We start from the raw sequence: 16,880 nt of genomic DNA, 5'->3' as shown, positions 1-16,880 counted from the left end.
TAAAAAAAACACTTGCCGACAGACGCCGAACGCTCTGCGCTGCACATCAGGGCCGCGGCATCCGGTATTCTGCCGGTCGCTTGCCGGGGCACCCGGCCTGGCACTCCCCCTGGCTCGTGCCCCACACCCGATTCCAAGGAAGGCCCATGACCTCTGCCGACACCTCGTACCAGATCGAGCACCAACGCATCCGCTTCAGGCGCCAGAGCCTGCAACAGGAAGCCCCCGAAACCGGCGCCCCCGGCCGGGGCAACTGGGGGCTGGCACTGTCCGGTGGCGGCATTCGCAGTGCAACCTTCGGCCTTGGGGTGCTGCAGGCCATGGCCCGGGCTCCGGCCCCCGCCGAGGCGCAACCACAGCCTGCGGGCGCGCGCGAACACAGCCTGCTGTCGCGCATCGACTACCTGTCCACGGTCAGCGGCGGTGGCTATATCGGCAGTTTCTTCAGCAGCCTGTTCCTCCCCGGGCGCCTGCAGCCGCAGGCTCCCCAGGACCCGGTGGCCCATGCCGCCCACAACGCCTACCAGGCCCTGCGCTTCGAGCCGCCGGGGCGCATCAGCACCGGCGTCGACTACGCCACCCGGCCACCGGGCCAGGGCCCCGCGGCCTGGCTGCGGGAAAACGGCCGCTACCTGACCCCCACCGGCTCCGGAGACATGCTCTACGCCCTGGCCATGACCTGGCGCAACTGGCTGTCGCTGCAGGCCATGATCGGCCTGCCCATCGTGCTGCTGCTCAGCCTGCTGAGCCTGTTCCAGGTCCTGAGCCAGGCCAGCCTGCTGCTCTGGCCGCTGATGGCCGGTGTGCTGTTCGCCCTGCCCTGCGCCGTGGCGTACTGGCTGGTCATTCCCCAGGGCGACCTGGACCGGCCGCCGAGCATGGGCAACGCGGCGTACCGGATCATGCTCGGCATAGTCATCGGCCTGTGGCTCAGCGGCGCCCTGGCCTACTGGCTGGCCCAGTGGCAGGCAGTGGGCGCCCTGACCCTGGGCTGTGCCCTGGTGGGCAGCTGCGCCTTGCTGATCACCCGGCAACTGGTGCGGCGCCTGGCCGACAACCGCGACCCGGCCAAGGACAACGCCTGCGCCAACAGCGTGCGCAACTATCGGGTGCAGATCACCCGCGCCCTGGGCCGGGCGATGGCCGCGGTGGCGGTGCTGGGTTTTCTCGCCCTGCTGGTGACTGCGGCCCAGGCGCTGTACAGCTACCTGCACGACCTGAGGGCCCTGGGCAGCCTGCTGTTGCTGGTGGGCCTGGTGTGGCTGGTGCGGCGCCTGGCCCTGCTCAAGGATGAAAAACGCCTGCCGGGCTGGATGCACAAGCTGCCGCTGGACGTGCTCGCGCTGATTGCCGGCGGCCTGCTGCTGAGCCTGCTGTGCCTGTGCTGGGGCTTGCTGGTGCAGTGGATCGCCCACGACGGCGGGGTGGTGTCCTGCGACCACGCGGTGGCCTGGCGGCTGGCGGCGCTGAGCCTGCTGGCGGCCGTGCTGACCCACATCAGCGGGCGCTTCATCGGCTTCCTCAATACCTCATCGCTGCAGGCCTTCTACTCGGCGCGGCTGATCCGCGCCTACCTGGGCGCCTCCAATGGCCGACGCTTCAACGGCCCGGCCGCACAGCGCCGCACCTACATGAGCGTGGCCGAGCCCATGTCCAGCGACGACTTGTCGCTGCAGCAGTACTACGCCAGCCCCAGTGCCGGCCCGGTGCACTTGATCAACGTCACCATGAACCTGACTGTCGACCCGGCCGAACAACTGGTGCAGCGCGACCGCAAGGGCAAGCCGCTGTGCATCGCGCCGAACTGGGCACCCGACAGCCCGGCCCCCAGCGCCGAATGCCCGGCAGAACGCTACATTCTCGATGGCACGGCCTATCGTCGCGACCTCGACCATGGCCCGGCCTCGGAGATCATGAGCCCGCTGACCCTGGGCCAGTGGATCGGCGTCTCCGGCGCCGCCTTCAGCACCGGCCTGGGTCGCGCCACCAGCCTCGGCATGTCGCTGGTGCTGGGGCTGGCCAACGTGCGCCTGGGCATCTGGTGGCCCAGCCACTTCCTCGACCCCGGGCAACAGCACTGGGTGCCCCGGGACCTCAAGCCCTGGACCCGCTACGGCACCCAGGCCTACCTGTTCTATGAACTGACCGCGCGCTTTCACGGCTACCGCCGCGACTACCAGTACCTGTCAGACGGCGGGCACTTCGAAAACACCGGTACCTACGAACTGCTGCGCAAGGAGCGCAAGGTGGAATTGATCGTCACCTGCGACGCCGGCTGCGACCCCGACTACCAGTTCGACGACCTGGCCAACCTGGTGCGCCTGGCGCGCATCGACCAGGCGCTGGAGATCCGCGAAGACCCGGGGGCTCTGAGCCATCCGCAGCTCAAGACGGTGTTTGCCAGCCTTGAGGAATTCCGCCAGCCACCGAGCGCCGAGAACCAGAAATGCGCCCTGCTGCTCAACGTCCATGCCCACTCCCCGGGCAGTGACGATGACCTGTGCCAGACGCCCCACTGCCGAATCCTGGTGCTCAAGCCCCGGCTGATCGCCGGACTGACGCCGGACGTGCTGAACTACGCCCGGACCAATCCGGGCTTTCCCAACCAGAGCACCGTGGATCAGTTTTTCGACGAGGCGCAGTTCGAGAGTTACCGGCAACTGGGCCTGAGCATTGGCCAGGCAGTCTTCGGCACCCAGTGCCAGCCCAGCGAGATTGCCCAGGCGTTGTGGCGGTATCTGCAATAGCCCCGGCAGCGCCGGGGCCTGCCGGTCAAGGGGTCTTGTGCCGCTTCACCGCTTCCAGCCATTGCGCTTCAAGGCGTTCCTGGTGCGGGTCGATGCCATGCTCGGCCAGCAGCGCCAGATGCCGCTCCACCTCACCGTGCATCTGCCCGTGGGCGCTGGAGTTGGCGTCCAGCTGGTGCATCTGGATCAGCCCCAGGTGATAGAAGCGCAGCAGCTTGAGGGCTGCAGGATCACCCGCCGCCACCCCGGCGGTGACCTGGTGCATGACGTTGGTCACCCGCATCAGGCTGCGCTTGAGGCGCCAGCCATAGACCGCCGCCGCCATCCACGGCTTGCTCCAGAACACACTGCGCAACAACGCCGCGCTGATCAGCAGGCCGGTGAACACACCTGCCGCGTTCCACAGCAGGTTGTCCCCGCCGGGCTGGCCGAACAGCGCCACCGCCGCGCTGGAAAACAGCATGGCCAGGGCAATGAACACCAGCGCGATGATCAAGGTGCTGCGCCGGGTTTGCCGACGGTAAGTCTCAGGGTCCTGCGGGGTGATGACGAACATGGGCGCGACGGGCTCCAATGGCTGAACGTGAGTGGCTGGCGCGCATTATCACCGCTGGACCGGCCGCCGGTGGGTTAAACGGGAAAAATATCCCATTAGGCTGATCCAGGTCGGTGTATTCCCCTGCCCCCGCGTCAACGCCGCTGCAACGACCGCCCCAGGCGCCGCCAGCCCAGCACCACCCCGCTGGCGCTGACCAGCAAACCTCCGGCGCTGAAGGCGATCATCCACAGATCCCACAACGGCCGGTTGGCCAGCAGCGGCAGCCAGTCCCAACTGTGCAGCAGGGCGAACAGCCAGCGCGAGGCGCGGCGCGGCTGGTCCAGTTGGCCGACGATGGCGCCGGTGTGCAGGTCCAGGTGCAGCCAGGTGTGCGCCGGGTCGTCGAAACGCACCCGCAGCACCGGCAGGCGCTGCTGCAGGTGGCCCATCATGCTTTGCGGTTCCCGGGCGTAGTAATAGAAGTCGTAGGCGGCAAGTTGCTCGACGAGCATCGGTTGCCCTGGCCGGATGGCCCAGGCCGCCTGCTGCAAGGTGCCGGGGTGGAACCGGCGCTGGACCCGATCCCCGGCCATGTCGAAGATCCGCGTACGCCCGGCGCCGTCATAGCCAATCACATACCCCTTGCCGGCGATCATCCGCCACTCCAGTTCCCGGGCCTGCAGGCCGTCATCGGCAAAGCGTTGCAGGACCTGCCCGGCATTCAGCGGGAAGGCCAGGGCGCCCAGTGGACCACCCTGGTACGCCGCCACCGACAAGGGCTGGGCGCTGCTGAAGAGCTTCCACGGGTTCATCGACATCAGGCCACTGAAGATCCAGGTGATCAGCAGCACGCCGAACAGCATGCCCCCCAGGTGATGCCAGCGGGCAAAACCCTGGTACGGCGAGTGCGAGCCGTTGCGGTAGGTGCGCTTGAAGCGCCAGCGCAGCACGCCCACCGCCAGGCCGAGCACCGCCATCAGGGTGGCGGCCAGGGACAGGTAGGTGACGATCGGCCCCCAGGCGCCATCGATGCCGATGCCCCGCAACGGGTACAGCCAGTGCAGCCAGGCGCCGATCCAGTTCCAGCCGCGTTCGCTGGCGGTAGCGTCACGCACCACCTCGCCGGTGGTGCCGGAGATATACAGCAGGCGCCGTTCGGCATCGGCAATGGCCACCCGGTGCAGCGGCCGGTCGGCATCCAGGGCCCGGGACAGGCTCCACATGTCTTCCTGCACGACGCCACGATCACGCGCCACCGCTTCGGGGGCGAACTGGCGGGCCGCGGCCAGGGCTTCGACCCTATCGGGGGGCGCCGCCGGCTGGCCGCTGTGGGAGTCGACCGCCACCTTGCGCGGCCCGGGGTATTCCAGGATGTAGCGCGGCTGCCCCGCCACCGTGGTCAGGCGGATGCGGGTGGGCGGCTGGTGCGGATCGGCGGCGTGCAGCACCTGCCCCAGGTCGGCTGGGGCCGGCTCCAGTTGCAGCACCGGCAGGTGGGCCAGGTGCTCGGCCGGGGTCAGCTTGGGGTAGCCGACATACAGCATCACCACCCCGGAGATAAACCACAGGGCCATGAACAGGCAGGCAACGATGCCCAGCCAACGGTGCCAGAGGTACAGGTAACGCTTCATCACGGGCAACTCGCAGATGCGCGGGGCGCCACCGGGCGCCCCGCTGGCTCAGGTTAAAAGCGCGTTTGCAGCGCCAGTTCGAAGGTCCGCGGCGCCCCCAGGTACAGCTGGCTCGGCGCGGTGGTGCGGGCGTAGACCTGATCGGTGAGGTTGCGCACCCGCCCGGTGATCCGCGTATCGGCGTTCACCTGATAGCCGACAAAGGCACCGAAGATCGTGTAGGCCGGCGCGTAGCGGCTGTTGGCCGCATTGGCGTACATCGAAGACACGTAGCGGGCGTCGCTGCCCACCTGCCAGGACGGCGCCAGGTCATAGGTCAGCCACAGGTTGCCGACCTTGTCCGGAGTGTTGGTAGGCCTGTTGCCCTTGCGCGATACCGGGCGCCCGCCGACGTTTTCATAGAACTCGTCGTATTGGGCATCGACGTAGGCGAAGTTGCCTTCGGCCAGCAGCCTGGGCGTCACCCGCAGCGATGCCGCCAGTTCCACGCCCCGGGAAGACTGCTGCCCCACCGGTTGGCTGCTGCCGGGGTTGCTCGGGTCGGCGGTGGACAGGTTCTTGCGCTCGATGCGGTAGGCGGCCAGGGTCGCCGAGCCGCGGCCGTCGAGGAAATCGAACTTGCTGCCGACCTCCCACTGGTTGCCGGTGCTCAGGTCGAAGTCGCGCACCTGGCCATAGCTGGCGGTGGTCAGGATGCCCGCCGGCGGGTCGGCGGCGGTGCTGTATTGCACGTACACGTTGGCCGCCGGGGTCAGCTCGTAGACCAGCCCCAGGCGCCCGGTGGTCGGGCGGTATTTACGCTGGAAAAACGCCGGGTTGGCCTCGGTGACGGCGCGGTAGTTGGTCACCTGCAGGTCGATCTGGTCGTGGCGCAGGCCGCTGAGCAGGGACAGGCGCTCGCTCAGTTGCAGGCGGTTTTCCAGGAACAGGGCCCAGGTGTCCACCTGGTTGCGGCGGTTCTTGTCGAAGCCGCGCTGCATGCCGGGCAAGTCCCAGAAGCTGCCCGGGTCGAAATCGCCCGGATCAACGCCGGGCAGTGAGCCCGACACCGAGCGCGGGAAGTTGCTCATCACGTTGTGGCTGTAGTCGATGCCCGCCGACCATTGGCTGTCCAGGCCGAACAGCGTGTTGTGATGCAGCAGCTCGAAGCGGTTGCCGTTGAGCTCCTGGGCGTGGCGCTGGAGCAGGATGCCGGAACGCACCACCTGGCTGTTGTCGCTGTTGTAGGCGTAGGTCTCCAGGTTGCGGTATTCGCGGTCGGCGTTGTAGTGGTACAGGGTGTTGCGCAGCGAAGTACGGTCATCGACCTGATAGTCGATGATCGAGCGCAACCACTGCACCCGCTGTTCGTAACGGCCATCACGGACGTTGTAGTTCTCGAAGCGCCGGCTCTTGTCCACCTCCATCTTGCCCCCCAACGGGTTCAGCGCCGGGGTGCCCCAGTAGGGGCTGTCGACGCGCTCGTCCTGGTACTCGTAGGCCAGGGTGTGGGACAGCTGGTCGTTGAAGTCCGTCAGCAGGGAGAAGGCCGTGGTCCAGGCGTCGCGCTGTTCACGGTCGACATAACCGTTGCTGGTGGTGTGGCTGAGGTCCAGGCGCGCGTAATGCCGCGGGCCGGCCCCCTCGTTCAGCGCGTGGTTGAAGCCGAAGGAGGTTTCAGTGCTGTCGTAGGAGCCATAGCTGACCCGCCCTTCATTGAACGACTCGGTGCGCGACGGCAGCTTGGTGATGTAGTTGATCGAACCGCCCACCGCGCCGGCGCCGTAGAGAAAGCTCGACGGCCCGCCGACGGCCTCGACCCGGTCGTAGATCCAGCTGTCCACCGGGCGCGCGGCGATGGAGTCGTACTGCACGCTGATGCCATTGAACAATTGGGTGATCTGCGCCCCTGAGAAGCCGCGATAGGACACGAAGCCCGGCACCCCGGGGGACGAGGCCGCGTTCATCCCCGGCACGCTGGCCAGGATGTCCTGGGTATTGGCGGCGCCGCGCTGCTCGATCTGCTGGCGGTTGACCACACTGATCGAAGCCGGGGTTTCCCGGGGCGTCAGGCCCAGGCGCGAACCGGTGCTGCCCTGGGTATCGAGTTGCAGGCCGACCTTGCGTTCTTCGTCGGTGCTGATGCGCATCTGCGGCAACTCCAGCGGGGAGTCGGCCAGGGCATTGAACGACAGGGCGCAGCACAGCGCCGCGCAGTGGGGGGAGCGATTGAGGTGTTTCATGGACTCGGACTCGAAAAAAAATCATCGAACAGCGTCCGGCAGCAGTCGCCGGAGCGACCGTGCAGCTAGTGCCGGAGGACGAGAAAGCGCGACCGCCGATGACGGTCGCCGGAGCGAGTCAGCCCAGAGGAGGTGCCCGGGGATTGAGCGCAGGCCAGCAAGAGCGCGGCGGTGCCTTGCTGCGCTGCTCGCCCCCCAGCCGTGGCGGGCGTTGGCGGCGCAGCATCCAGCCCAGGCAAAACAGCAGCGCGATGCCCAGGCTCACGGCCGAGCACAATGGGCACATGAACGTGCTCAACCCACCGGCGACGGCCTGATCGCTGAAGTCGCCGTCCAGGGCCGGGCCCGGGTTGCCCATGGCGGAACAGAATTGCCCGCCGACGCCATTGAGCTCCAGCCCGGCCATCTGCCCGTGGCCCAGGCCACAGACGAACACGTTGAACAGCACGCAGAAATACAGCGTCCAGGCAATGTGGGGGCGATGGGGGGAGGCATGGGTCATGGCGGCAAGATTAACAGTGAAAAAAGCGGCGGAAAATCACCCATGCAGGGCAAGCGAGACTCATGGGCCTGCCAGCGGTGAGGTTGTGGCGAGCTTTATAGCCGACTCCCGAAGAGTGCAGTGTCGGACCAGAACTAAAAAGAAGGCGCATCGCCTCACCTTCAAAGCAGCTCCCAGCCCATACGGTCCCTGTAGCCGCCGCAGGCTGCGAACGACTGCGAAGCAGGCGCCGCGCTTGAGAGCGCTGAAGGTCCTGCGGCCCTTGTCGCAGCCTCGCAAGCTCGGCAGCGGCTACAAGCAGCGTCACCCTTCATCCTTATCGCCAGGCTATGTGCCCCAGCGCACAGACAACCCTCGCCTCTGCCCGGCAACCTCAAGGTTGCAGATTTTTGCCTGACACGCTCGTCGCGACGGTGCCTCGATTTGACCGCACGCCCCGCTCCCGGCCCTCCCTCGCACCCCGTGCCGAGGGACGGCTCTGTTATGCCAAGGAAAACATGGACAGTCATTGGACCCACGCATTCCTGAGGTTCTGGCGGCTGCCCGCCGCCCGATACGGCCAATGGAAGGCCTCGCGCAACAGCGTCGAATACCAGGCGCCGCTGCGCTCGGAATTGTTCAGCACTGAACAGATGGCCCGCCACGGCACCCTGCTGGCGCAACAGCATCGCCTGAGCCCGAGCCGCACCCCGGACTGGCTGCTGGCCCGCCTGGCGGACAACGCCAGCGCCCTGGCCAGTTGCTGCAAGAGCCTGACCGCCGCCACCCACGCCTCACCCCGGGCCACCCCCGCCGCGGAATGGCTGCTGGACAACTACTACCTGCTGGAAGAACAGATCCGCATCACCCGCACCCACCTGCCCCGGGGCTACAGCCGGCAGTTGCCGCGCCTGGCCAACGGCCAGTCGGCGGGCCTGCCGCGGGTCTATGACATCGCCCTGGAAACCATTTCCCACGGCGACGGCCGGGTCGACACCGACAGCCTGGGGCGCTTCGTCGACAGCTACCAGAGCGTCACCCCGCTGATGCTCGGCGAGCTATGGGCAATCCCCATCATGCTGCGCCTGGCCCTGATCGAGAACCTGCGCCGGGTGGCCTTCCGGGTCATGGCCAACTGGAGCGAACGCAACCTGGCCAACGACTGGGCCGACCGCCTGATGGAAACCGCCGAGCAGGACGCCAAGAGCGTGGTGCTGGCGGTGGCCGACATGGCCCGCTCGGCACCGCCCATGACCGCCGCCTTCGTCGCCGAGCTGGCGCGTCGCCTGCAAGGACAGAACGCGGCCCTGGTGCTGCCCCTGGCGTGGATCGAGCAACTGCTGGGGGAAACCGGGCTGAACATCGAGCGCCTGGTGCAGCTCGACGCCCAGCAGCAGGCCGCCGACCAGGTCTCCATCAGCAACAGCATCTCCAGCCTGCGCCTGCTCTCGGCCAGCAACTGGCGCGAGTTCGTCGAGCTGATGAGCCGGGTCGAACAGGTACTGGAACAGGACCCCGCGGGGGTCTACCGACGCATGGATTTCGCCACCCGCGACCATTACCGCCATGTGCTCGAACGCCTGGCCCGGCACTGCCGCCACAGTGAAGAACAGGTGGCCCGCCAGTGCATCGAGCTGGCCCGCGCCCAGTACCGCGCCGAGGCGCCGGAAGCCGTGGCCGGCCACGTCGGTCACTACCTGATCGGCGCTGGCCGGCGCACCCTGGAACAGCAGATCGGCGCCCGAGTCCCCCTGGCTGAACGTGGCCGCCGCCTGCTGACCCAGGCGCCCCTGGGCTTTTTCCTGGTGCCGGTGATCCTGCTCTCGGCCCTGTTCGCCTGGCCCTTCCTCAGTGCCCTGTATCAGGAAGCGACTTCCGGCCACTACTGGCTGGGGCTGTTGGCGGTGCCGGCGCTGCTGCTCGCCAGCCGGCTGGCCCTCGGCCTGATCAACGGCCTGGTGACCCTGACCGTGGCCCCCGGCATCCTGCCGCGCCTGGACTACAGCGAAGGCATTGCTCCCCGAGCCCGGACCCTGGTGGCGGTGCCCTGCCTGATCGGCTGCACGGCGGATGTCGAGGAGCTGGTGGAAGGGCTGGAGGTGCGCTTCCTGGCCAACCGCGACGCCCAGCTGTATTTCGCCCTGCTCAGCGACTTTCTCGACGCCCCCAGCGAAACCCTGGACGCCGATGCCGGCCTGCTGATGCTGGCCCGGCAACGGATCGAGGCGCTGAACCTGAAGTACCCCGAAGAAGCCGTGGAGCGCTTCTACCTGCTGCACCGGCCACGCCTGTGGAACCCGGCGGAACATTGCTGGATGGGCCACGAACGCAAGCGCGGCAAGCTCGAAGACCTCAATGCCCTGCTGCGCGGCCGGGGTCGGGAGCGTTTTTCGCTGATCGTCGGCGATATCCAGGCACTGCCTGAAATCACCTACGTGATCACCCTGGACAGCGACACCCAGTTGCCCCGGGACGTGGCCCAGCAATGCGTGGGGGCCATGGACCATCCCCTGAACCGGCCCCTGGCCGACCCGTTGAGCGGGCGCATCGTCAGCGGCTACGGGATTCTCCAGCCGCGGGTCGGCATCAGCCTGTCGAGCACCGCCCGTTCGGCCTATGCCCGGCTGTTCGCCAGCGACGCCGGGATCGACCCCTATACCCGCGCCGTATCGGACGTCTATCAGGACCTGTTCCAGGAAGGCTCCTTCGTCGGCAAGGGCATCTATGCCGTAGACACCTTCGAGCAGACCCTGGGCGGGCGCTTCGCCGACAACCGGATCCTCAGCCATGACCTGATCGAGGGCTGCTACGCCCGCTCCGGGCTGCTCAGCGATGTGCAGCTGTTCGAGGAATACCCGGCCCGCTACAGCGCCGACGTCAAGCGCCGCCAGCGCTGGATCCGCGGTGACTGGCAACTGCTGCCGTGGCTCCTGCCCTGGTCGCCCAAGGCCGGTGGAGGCCTGGAAAGCAATCGCCTGAGCCCCCTGGCGCGCTGGAAGATCCTCGACAACCTGCGCCGCAGCCTGGAGCCCATGGCCCTGCTGGGCATGCTGCTGTGGGGCTGGCTGGGGGCCACCCACCCCGTGGCCTGGACCCTGGCGGTGCTGATTCTGCTGCTGGTGCTGCCGCTGTCGGCGGCCTTTCGCGAGCTGCTGGAAAAGACCCCGGATGTGCCCCTGCAACAACACCTGGTGGCCGCCTTGGGCACAGCCGGCCAGCACCTGTGCCGGGCGCTGCTGCCCCTGGCCTGGCTGCCCCATGAGGTGGCCTACAGCCTGGGTGCCCTGGGCCGCGCGCTATGGCGCATGAGCATCAGCAAGGAGTATCGCCTGCAATGGCAACCGTCCCGGGAAGCCGAACGCGGCCCCGATGACAGCCTGCTGGAGCTCTACCGGCGGATGTGGGTCGGCCCGGCCCTGGCGTTGCTCCTGGCCGGGCTGTCGTGGCCGCGCCCACAGTTGCTGGTGGCCGTGCCCCTGCTGCTGGCCTGGCTGGCCGGCCCGGCCCTGGCCTGGTGGCTGAGCCGCCCCGCCAGCCAGGTGGCCTTCGTGCCCAACACGGGCCAGCGGCGTTTCCTGCAGAGCCTGGCCCGCCGCACCTGGGCCTTTTTCGACCAGTACGTCGGCCCCCAGGACAACTGGCTGGCCCCGGACAACCTGCAGGAGCAACCCCAGCAGCGGGTAGCCCATCGCACGTCCCCCACCAACCTGGGCCTGGCCCTGCTGGCGCACCTGGCGGCCCATGACTTCGGCTACCTGAGCAGCAGCCGGCTGCTGCAGCGCCTGGAACGGATGCTCGCCAGCATGGGCCGGCTGGAGCGCTATCGCGGGCACTTCTACAACTGGTACGACACCCAGAGCCTGGAGCCCTTGCCACCGCGCTATGTGTCCACGGTGGACAGCGGCAACCTGGCCGGGATGCTGCTGACCCTGCGCCCGGGCTTGCAGGGCCTGATGGACAGCCCGCCGTCCCCGGTGCAGATCGCCAACGGCCTGCTGGACTGCCTCGACGTGCTCCAGGACGCCCTCACCGCAGCGGGTCAGGACACCGCGGCCGTGCTGCGCTGGCGCCTGGAAACCCGCGCCGTGCATGAACACCTGAGCCTGCATGCCGGGGTCAGCGCCGAGGGCCTGCTGGGCCTGTTGCAACGCATTGGCGAGAGCGCCGCCGACTCCCACGGCGAGGCATCCGATGACAGCGCCTTCTGGCACCAGGCGCTGACCGCGCAATGTCGCGACCTGCATGACGAATTGCTCTGGCGCACCCCACCGCCCATGGCCGACGGTCGCCGCTTCGGCCTCCTCAGTTGGCGCCAGCTGGCCGAGCTGGACACCGACTATTGGCTGCCCCGGCACCATGGGCGGATCGCCGCGCTACGGGAACTGGCGCTGGAACGCTGCACCGCGGTGAACCAGTTGCTGGAGCAAGTGACCGGCATGGCGCAGATGGATTTCGGCTTCCTCTACGACACCCGGCGCCACCTGCTGGTGATCGGCTACAACGCCGACGAGCACCGCCTGGATGCCGGCTACTACGACCTCTTGGCCTCGGAAGTGCGCCTGACCCATTTTGTCGCCATCGCCCAGGGGCAGTTGCCCCAGGAAAGCTGGTTTGCCCTCGGCCGCCTGCTCACCAGCAGCGCCGGTACCCCGGTGCTGCTGTCCTGGACCGGTTCGATGTTCGAATACCTGATGCCGATGCTGGTGATGCCCAGTTACCAGGGCACCCTGCTGGACCAGACCTGCCACGCCGCCGTGGCCCTGCAGATCGAGCACGGCCAGCAACTGGGCCTGCCCTGGGGCGTGTCCGAGTCGGGCTACAACACCCTCGACAGCCAGTTCAACTACCAGTACCGGGCGTTCGGCGTGCCGGGGCTGGGGCTCAAGCGTGGCCTCGGCGCGGAACGGGTAGTGGCGCCCTACGCCAGCGTCCTGGCGCTGATGGTGGCGCCCCAGGCAGCCTGCCAGAACCTGCAGCGCCTGGCCCAGTTGGGCCTGCAGGGCCGCTTCGGCCTCTATGAAGCCGTGGACTACACCGAATCGCGCCTGCCCCGGGGCCAGAACCATGCCGTGGTGCAATCGTTCATGGCCCACCACCAGGGCATGAGCCTGCTGTCCCTGGCGTGGCTGCTGCTGGACCAGCCCATGCAGCGGCGCTTCGAATCCGACCCGCAGTTCCAGGCCATCGCCCTGCTGTTGCAGGAACGAGTGCCGAAAACCGCCGCCCAGTACCTGCATGCCGCCGGTGCCCCGGCGGCCGACGAAGCCGCCCGGGCCCACGAGAACAAACTGCGGGTGTTCGCCGACCCGGACCGCAAGCGCCCGGCGGTGCAACTGCTTTCCAACGGCCACTACCACGTCATGCTCAGCAGCGCCGGCGGCGGCTACAGCCGCTGCAACGAGCTGGCGGTGACCCGCTGGCACGAAGACCCGACCCGCGATCACTGGGGCCAGTTCTGCTACCTGCGGGACGTGGCCAGCGGCACGTTCTGGTCCGCCGCCTACCAGCCGACCCGAGGCCGCCCTTCAAGCTTCGAGGCGATCTTCACCGACGCCCGGGCCGAATTCCGCGTGCGTGAACAGGACTTCGACAGCCACACGGAAATCGTCGTGTCCCCCGAAGACCCCATCGAGCTGCGCCGCCTGCACATCTGCAACCGCGCCCGGGTACGCCGCAGCATCGAGCTCACCAGCTACGCCGAAGTGGTGCTGGCCCCGGCTCCAAGCGATGCCGCCCACCCGGCCTTCAGCAACCTGTTCATCGAGACCGAACTGCTGCCCGATTGGCAGGCCATCGTCTGCAGCCGCCGGCCACGTTCCCAGGAGCAGCCGGTGCCCTGGATGTGCCACCTGCTGGCAGCCCACGGCGTGGACATCGACGCGATTTCCTACGAAACCGACCGCGCGCGCTTTATCGGCCGTGGCCGCGACCTGGCCGCGCCCCAGGCCCTGGACCCGCAGACCGAGCGGCTCTCGGGCAGCGCCGGGCCGGTGCTCGACCCGATCGTGGCGATCCGCTGCCGGATCACCCTCGACCCCGGCCAGAGCGCCACCATCGACCTGGTGACCGGGGTCGCCGAAAGCCGTGAACACTGCCTGCAACTGATCCACAAATACCGCGACCGGCACTTGGCGGACCGGGTCTTCGACCTGGCCTGGACCCACAGCCAGGTGCTGTTGCGCCAGCTCAACGCGTCCCTGGCCGAGGCCCGGCTGTTCCAGCAGATGGCAGCTTCGCTGCTCTACGCCAACGCCACCCTGCGCGCCGACAACAGTCTGCTGCAGGCCAACCGGCGCAGCCAATCCGGGCTCTGGGGCCAGGGCATTTCCGGCGACCTGCCGATCGTCCTGCTGCAAGTGGGCGACCTGGCCAACATTGCCCTGGTGCAGCAGTTGATCAAGGCCCACGCCTACTGGCGGCAAAAAGGCCTGGCGGTGGACCTGGTGATCTGGAACGAGGACCAGGCGGGTTACCGCCAGCAGCTCCAGGACCTGATCATGGGCCTGGTGACCTCCGGCAGCGAGGCCAGCCTGATCGACCGCCCGGGGGGCATCTTCGTGCGTCCGGCCCAGCAACTGTCCGGCGAGGACCGCACGCTGATGCTGGCGGTGGCGCGCCTGGTGGTCAGCGACAGCCGCGGCAGCCTCGCCGAGCAAGTCCACCGGCGCCGCGCCGACCCTTCGCTGCCGCGCCTGGAAGCGCCCCTGGGACACCTGCCACCACCCGCCAGCCGAGCCAGCACCGCTGCAGCGCCAGAGCTGATCCTGGAAACCCCCTACGGCGGTTTCAGCAGCGACGGCCGTGAATACCTGATCACCCTCAACCCCGGGCAGCCGACGCCCGCGCCCTGGGCCAACGTGCTCGCCAACCCGCTGTTCGGCACGGTGATTTCAGAAACCGGCGGCGCCTACAGCTGGCGTGAGAACGCCCACGAATACCGCCTCAGCCCGTGGCACGACGACCCGGTCAGTGACCCCAGCGGCGAGGCCCTGTACCTGCGCGACGAAGACAGCGGGCGGGTCTGGTCGCCCACTCCCCAGCCCTGCCCCGGAAGCGGCAGCTACCGCACCCGCCACGGCTTCGGCTACAGCGTCTTCGAGCATGAAGAGGACGGCATCCACAGCGAGCTCACGGTTTATGTGGCGCTGCAGGCGCCGATCAAGTTCTCGCGGCTGAAGATCCGCAACCTCAGCGGTCGGCCACGGCGCTTGTCGGCCACCTGCTATGTGGAATGGGTGCTGGGAGAGTCCCGCAGCCGCTCGGCCATGCACGTGGTCAGCGAAAGCGACCCGGTGAGCGGCGCACTGTTCGCCCGCAACCCCTACAACATGGAGTTTTCCGGGCACGTGGCGTTTCTCGATACGGACGCCGAGGTCAGCAGCTTCACCGGCGATCGCAGTGAGTTCATCGGCCGCAACGGCAGCCTCGCGGCGCCGGCAGCGTTGACTCGGGGGCGCCTGTCCGGGCGCTCCGGTGCCGGTTTCGACCCCTGCGCGGCGATGCAGGTGAGCCTGGAACTGGAGGACGGCCAGAGCCGGGAGGTGCTGTTCCGCCTGGGGGCCGAAGTGGATGCCAAGGCCGCCACCCGCCGGGTCCTGCAGTACCGCGGCAGCCAGATGGCGCAGGCCGAGCTTGCGGCCGTGCACCAGCATTGGCAGCGCAGCCTCGGCGCGGTACAGGTGCGCACACCGGACCCGGCCATCGACGTCATGGCCAACGGCTGGCTGATGTACCAGACCATTGCCTGCCGCTTCTGGGCCCGCAGCGGTTTCTACCAGTCCGGCGGTGCCATCGGCTTTCGCGACCAGTTGCAGGACAGCATGGCGATGATCCACGCCGAGCCGGCCCTGGCCCGCGAGCACCTGTTGCTGTGCGCCGCCCACCAGTATCCCGAGGGCGACGTCCAGCACTGGTGGCACCCGCCACAGAATCGCGGGGTGCGCACCGGCTGCTCCGATGATTTCCTGTGGCTGCCCCTGGCCACCAGCCGCTATGTACAGATCACCGGCGACCACAGCGTGCTGGAGGTCGAAGTGGGTTACCTGGAAGGCCGCCTGCTCAATTCCGGGGAAGAATCCTACTACGACCTGCCCCAGGCCAGCGGGCTGCGGGAAAGCCTCTACCTGCACTGCCGGCGCGCCATCGAGCACGGCCAGCGGCGCGGGGCCCACGGCTTGCCGCTAATGGGCACCGGGGACTGGAACGACGGCATGAACCGAGTCGGTGAACACGGCCTGGGGGAAAGCGTGTGGCTGGGCTTCTTCGGCCATGAAGTGCTGCAACGCTTTGCCGTCACCGCCGAGCAGCACCAGGACCCGGACTTCGCCCGGGAGTGCCGCGCCCAGGCCCTGGCCTTGCGCGCCGCCCTCGACAGCCAGGCCTGGGACGGCCAGTGGTATCGCCGCGCCTGGTTCGACGATGGCCAGATCCTGGGCAGCGCCAGCAACCAGGAGTGCCGCATCGACTCCATCGCCCAGAGCTGGTCGGTGCTGTCCGGCGCCGCCAGCGATGCCCGCCAGCACCAGGCCATGGCCTCCCTGGATCAGCACCTGGTGCGTCGCGACAGCGGCGTGGTGCTGCTGCTCGACCCACCTTTCGCCCACAGCTCCCTGGACCCGGGCTACATCAAGGGCTACGTGCCCGGGGTGCGGGAAAATGGCGGCCAGTACACTCATGCCGCGGTCTGGGCCAGCATGGCCTTCGCCCGCCTGGGGGACAGTGCCCGGGCCTGGGAGCTGCTGCACATGATCAACCCGGTAAGCCGGCGCAGTGCCGAACAGGTCGCCACCTACCGGGTCGAGCCCTACGTGATGGCCGCCGACGTCTATGGCGTGGCGCCCCACACCGGGCGCGGCGGCTGGAGCTGGTACACCGGTTCGGCGGGCTGGACTTACCGGCTGATCGTCGAGTCGCTGCTGGGCCTGCGCCGCGAAGGCCAGAGCCTGTACATCGAACCGGTGATCCCGGCGCATTGGCCGGGCTACAGCCTGGACTATCGGTTCGGCGAGACGCTCTACCGTATTGAAGTGCGGCAGAACCCCGGCGCCACCCTCAGCCTGAGCCTGGACGGCCGGCCGCTGGTGGGGCTGGCCATACCGCTGCTGGATGACGGCAGTACGCGCAGGGTGCTGCTCACCTGGCCCGCCGCCCTGCCCGCGCAGGCCGGGCATACCCCGACAGCGACCCATACGGAGCCGGCACCATGACAGACACCCGGCCACACCCTGGACTACCCTGAGTGAGCGCTGACGCCTTGCCATC

Annotated in this window: 6 protein-coding genes; 2 read left to right on the top strand and 4 right to left on the bottom strand. The window is 68.2% G+C overall.

All coding sequences use genetic code 11. The features are described from left to right. The first annotated feature begins 146 nt into the window (after positions 1-146). A complete protein-coding gene (locus tag M2395_RS00410; protein ID WP_123430446.1) occupies positions 147-2,747 on the top strand; it encodes a hypothetical protein in 2,601 nt (866 codons plus the stop codon). Positions 2,748-2,772: 25 nt separating this feature from the next. Here the strand turns inward: M2395_RS00410 and M2395_RS00405 are convergent, their stop codons facing one another. The 4 genes from M2395_RS00405 to M2395_RS00390 form a co-directional block, all read right to left on the bottom strand. Then, positions 2,773-3,303 (bottom strand): DUF3087 domain-containing protein, encoded by a 531-nt coding sequence (locus M2395_RS00405; protein WP_011062343.1) that lies wholly within the window; start codon positions 3,301-3,303, stop codon positions 2,773-2,775. 134 nt (positions 3,304-3,437) lie between these two features. Then, positions 3,438-4,916 (bottom strand): PepSY domain-containing protein, encoded by a 1,479-nt coding sequence (locus tag M2395_RS00400; RefSeq protein ID WP_077934534.1) that lies wholly within the window; start codon positions 4,914-4,916, stop codon positions 3,438-3,440. Between the two features lie 53 nt (positions 4,917-4,969). After that, positions 4,970-7,138, bottom strand: coding sequence for a TonB-dependent siderophore receptor (locus M2395_RS00395; protein ID WP_123430445.1), 2,169 nt, complete (start codon positions 7,136-7,138; stop codon positions 4,970-4,972). Positions 7,139-7,256: 118 nt separating this feature from the next. Further along, the gene (locus tag M2395_RS00390; RefSeq protein ID WP_015636398.1) at positions 7,257-7,640 is read right to left on the bottom strand and encodes a DUF2946 family protein; all 384 of its coding nucleotides are present in this window, start codon (positions 7,638-7,640) and stop codon (positions 7,257-7,259) included. A gap of 497 nt (positions 7,641-8,137) precedes the next feature. Here M2395_RS00390 and M2395_RS00385 point away from each other — a divergent pair, with 497 nt between their 5' ends. Further along, positions 8,138-16,825: a glycoside hydrolase family 94 protein gene (locus M2395_RS00385; protein ID WP_123430444.1), complete on the top strand. Its 8,688-nt coding sequence runs from the start codon at positions 8,138-8,140 to the stop codon at positions 16,823-16,825. Positions 16,826-16,880 lie beyond the last annotated feature (55 nt).

This window comes from Pseudomonas sp. BIGb0176 (assembly GCF_024810175.1).
Taxonomy (GTDB): Bacteria; Pseudomonadota; Gammaproteobacteria; order Pseudomonadales; family Pseudomonadaceae; genus Aquipseudomonas; species Aquipseudomonas protegens.
Note: the sequence above shows the minus strand (reverse complement) of the source record. Positions and strands in the feature narration are given on the sequence as shown.

What these genes read in the sequence shown, in the direction of transcription:
- M2395_RS00410 (WP_123430446.1), top strand. Translation starts at nt 147, where the DNA reads ATGACCTCTGCCGACACCTCGTACCAGATCGAGCACCAACGCATCCGC.
- M2395_RS00405 (WP_011062343.1), bottom strand. Translation starts at nt 3,303, where the DNA reads ATGTTCGTCATCACCCCGCAGGACCCTGAGACTTACCGTCGGCAAACC.
- M2395_RS00400 (WP_077934534.1), bottom strand. Translation starts at nt 4,916, where the DNA reads ATGAAGCGTTACCTGTACCTCTGGCACCGTTGGCTGGGCATCGTTGCC.
- M2395_RS00395 (WP_123430445.1), bottom strand. Translation starts at nt 7,138, where the DNA reads ATGAAACACCTCAATCGCTCCCCCCACTGCGCGGCGCTGTGCTGCGCC.
- M2395_RS00390 (WP_015636398.1), bottom strand. Translation starts at nt 7,640, where the DNA reads ATGACCCATGCCTCCCCCCATCGCCCCCACATTGCCTGGACGCTGTAT.
- M2395_RS00385 (WP_123430444.1), top strand. Translation starts at nt 8,138, where the DNA reads ATGGACAGTCATTGGACCCACGCATTCCTGAGGTTCTGGCGGCTGCCC.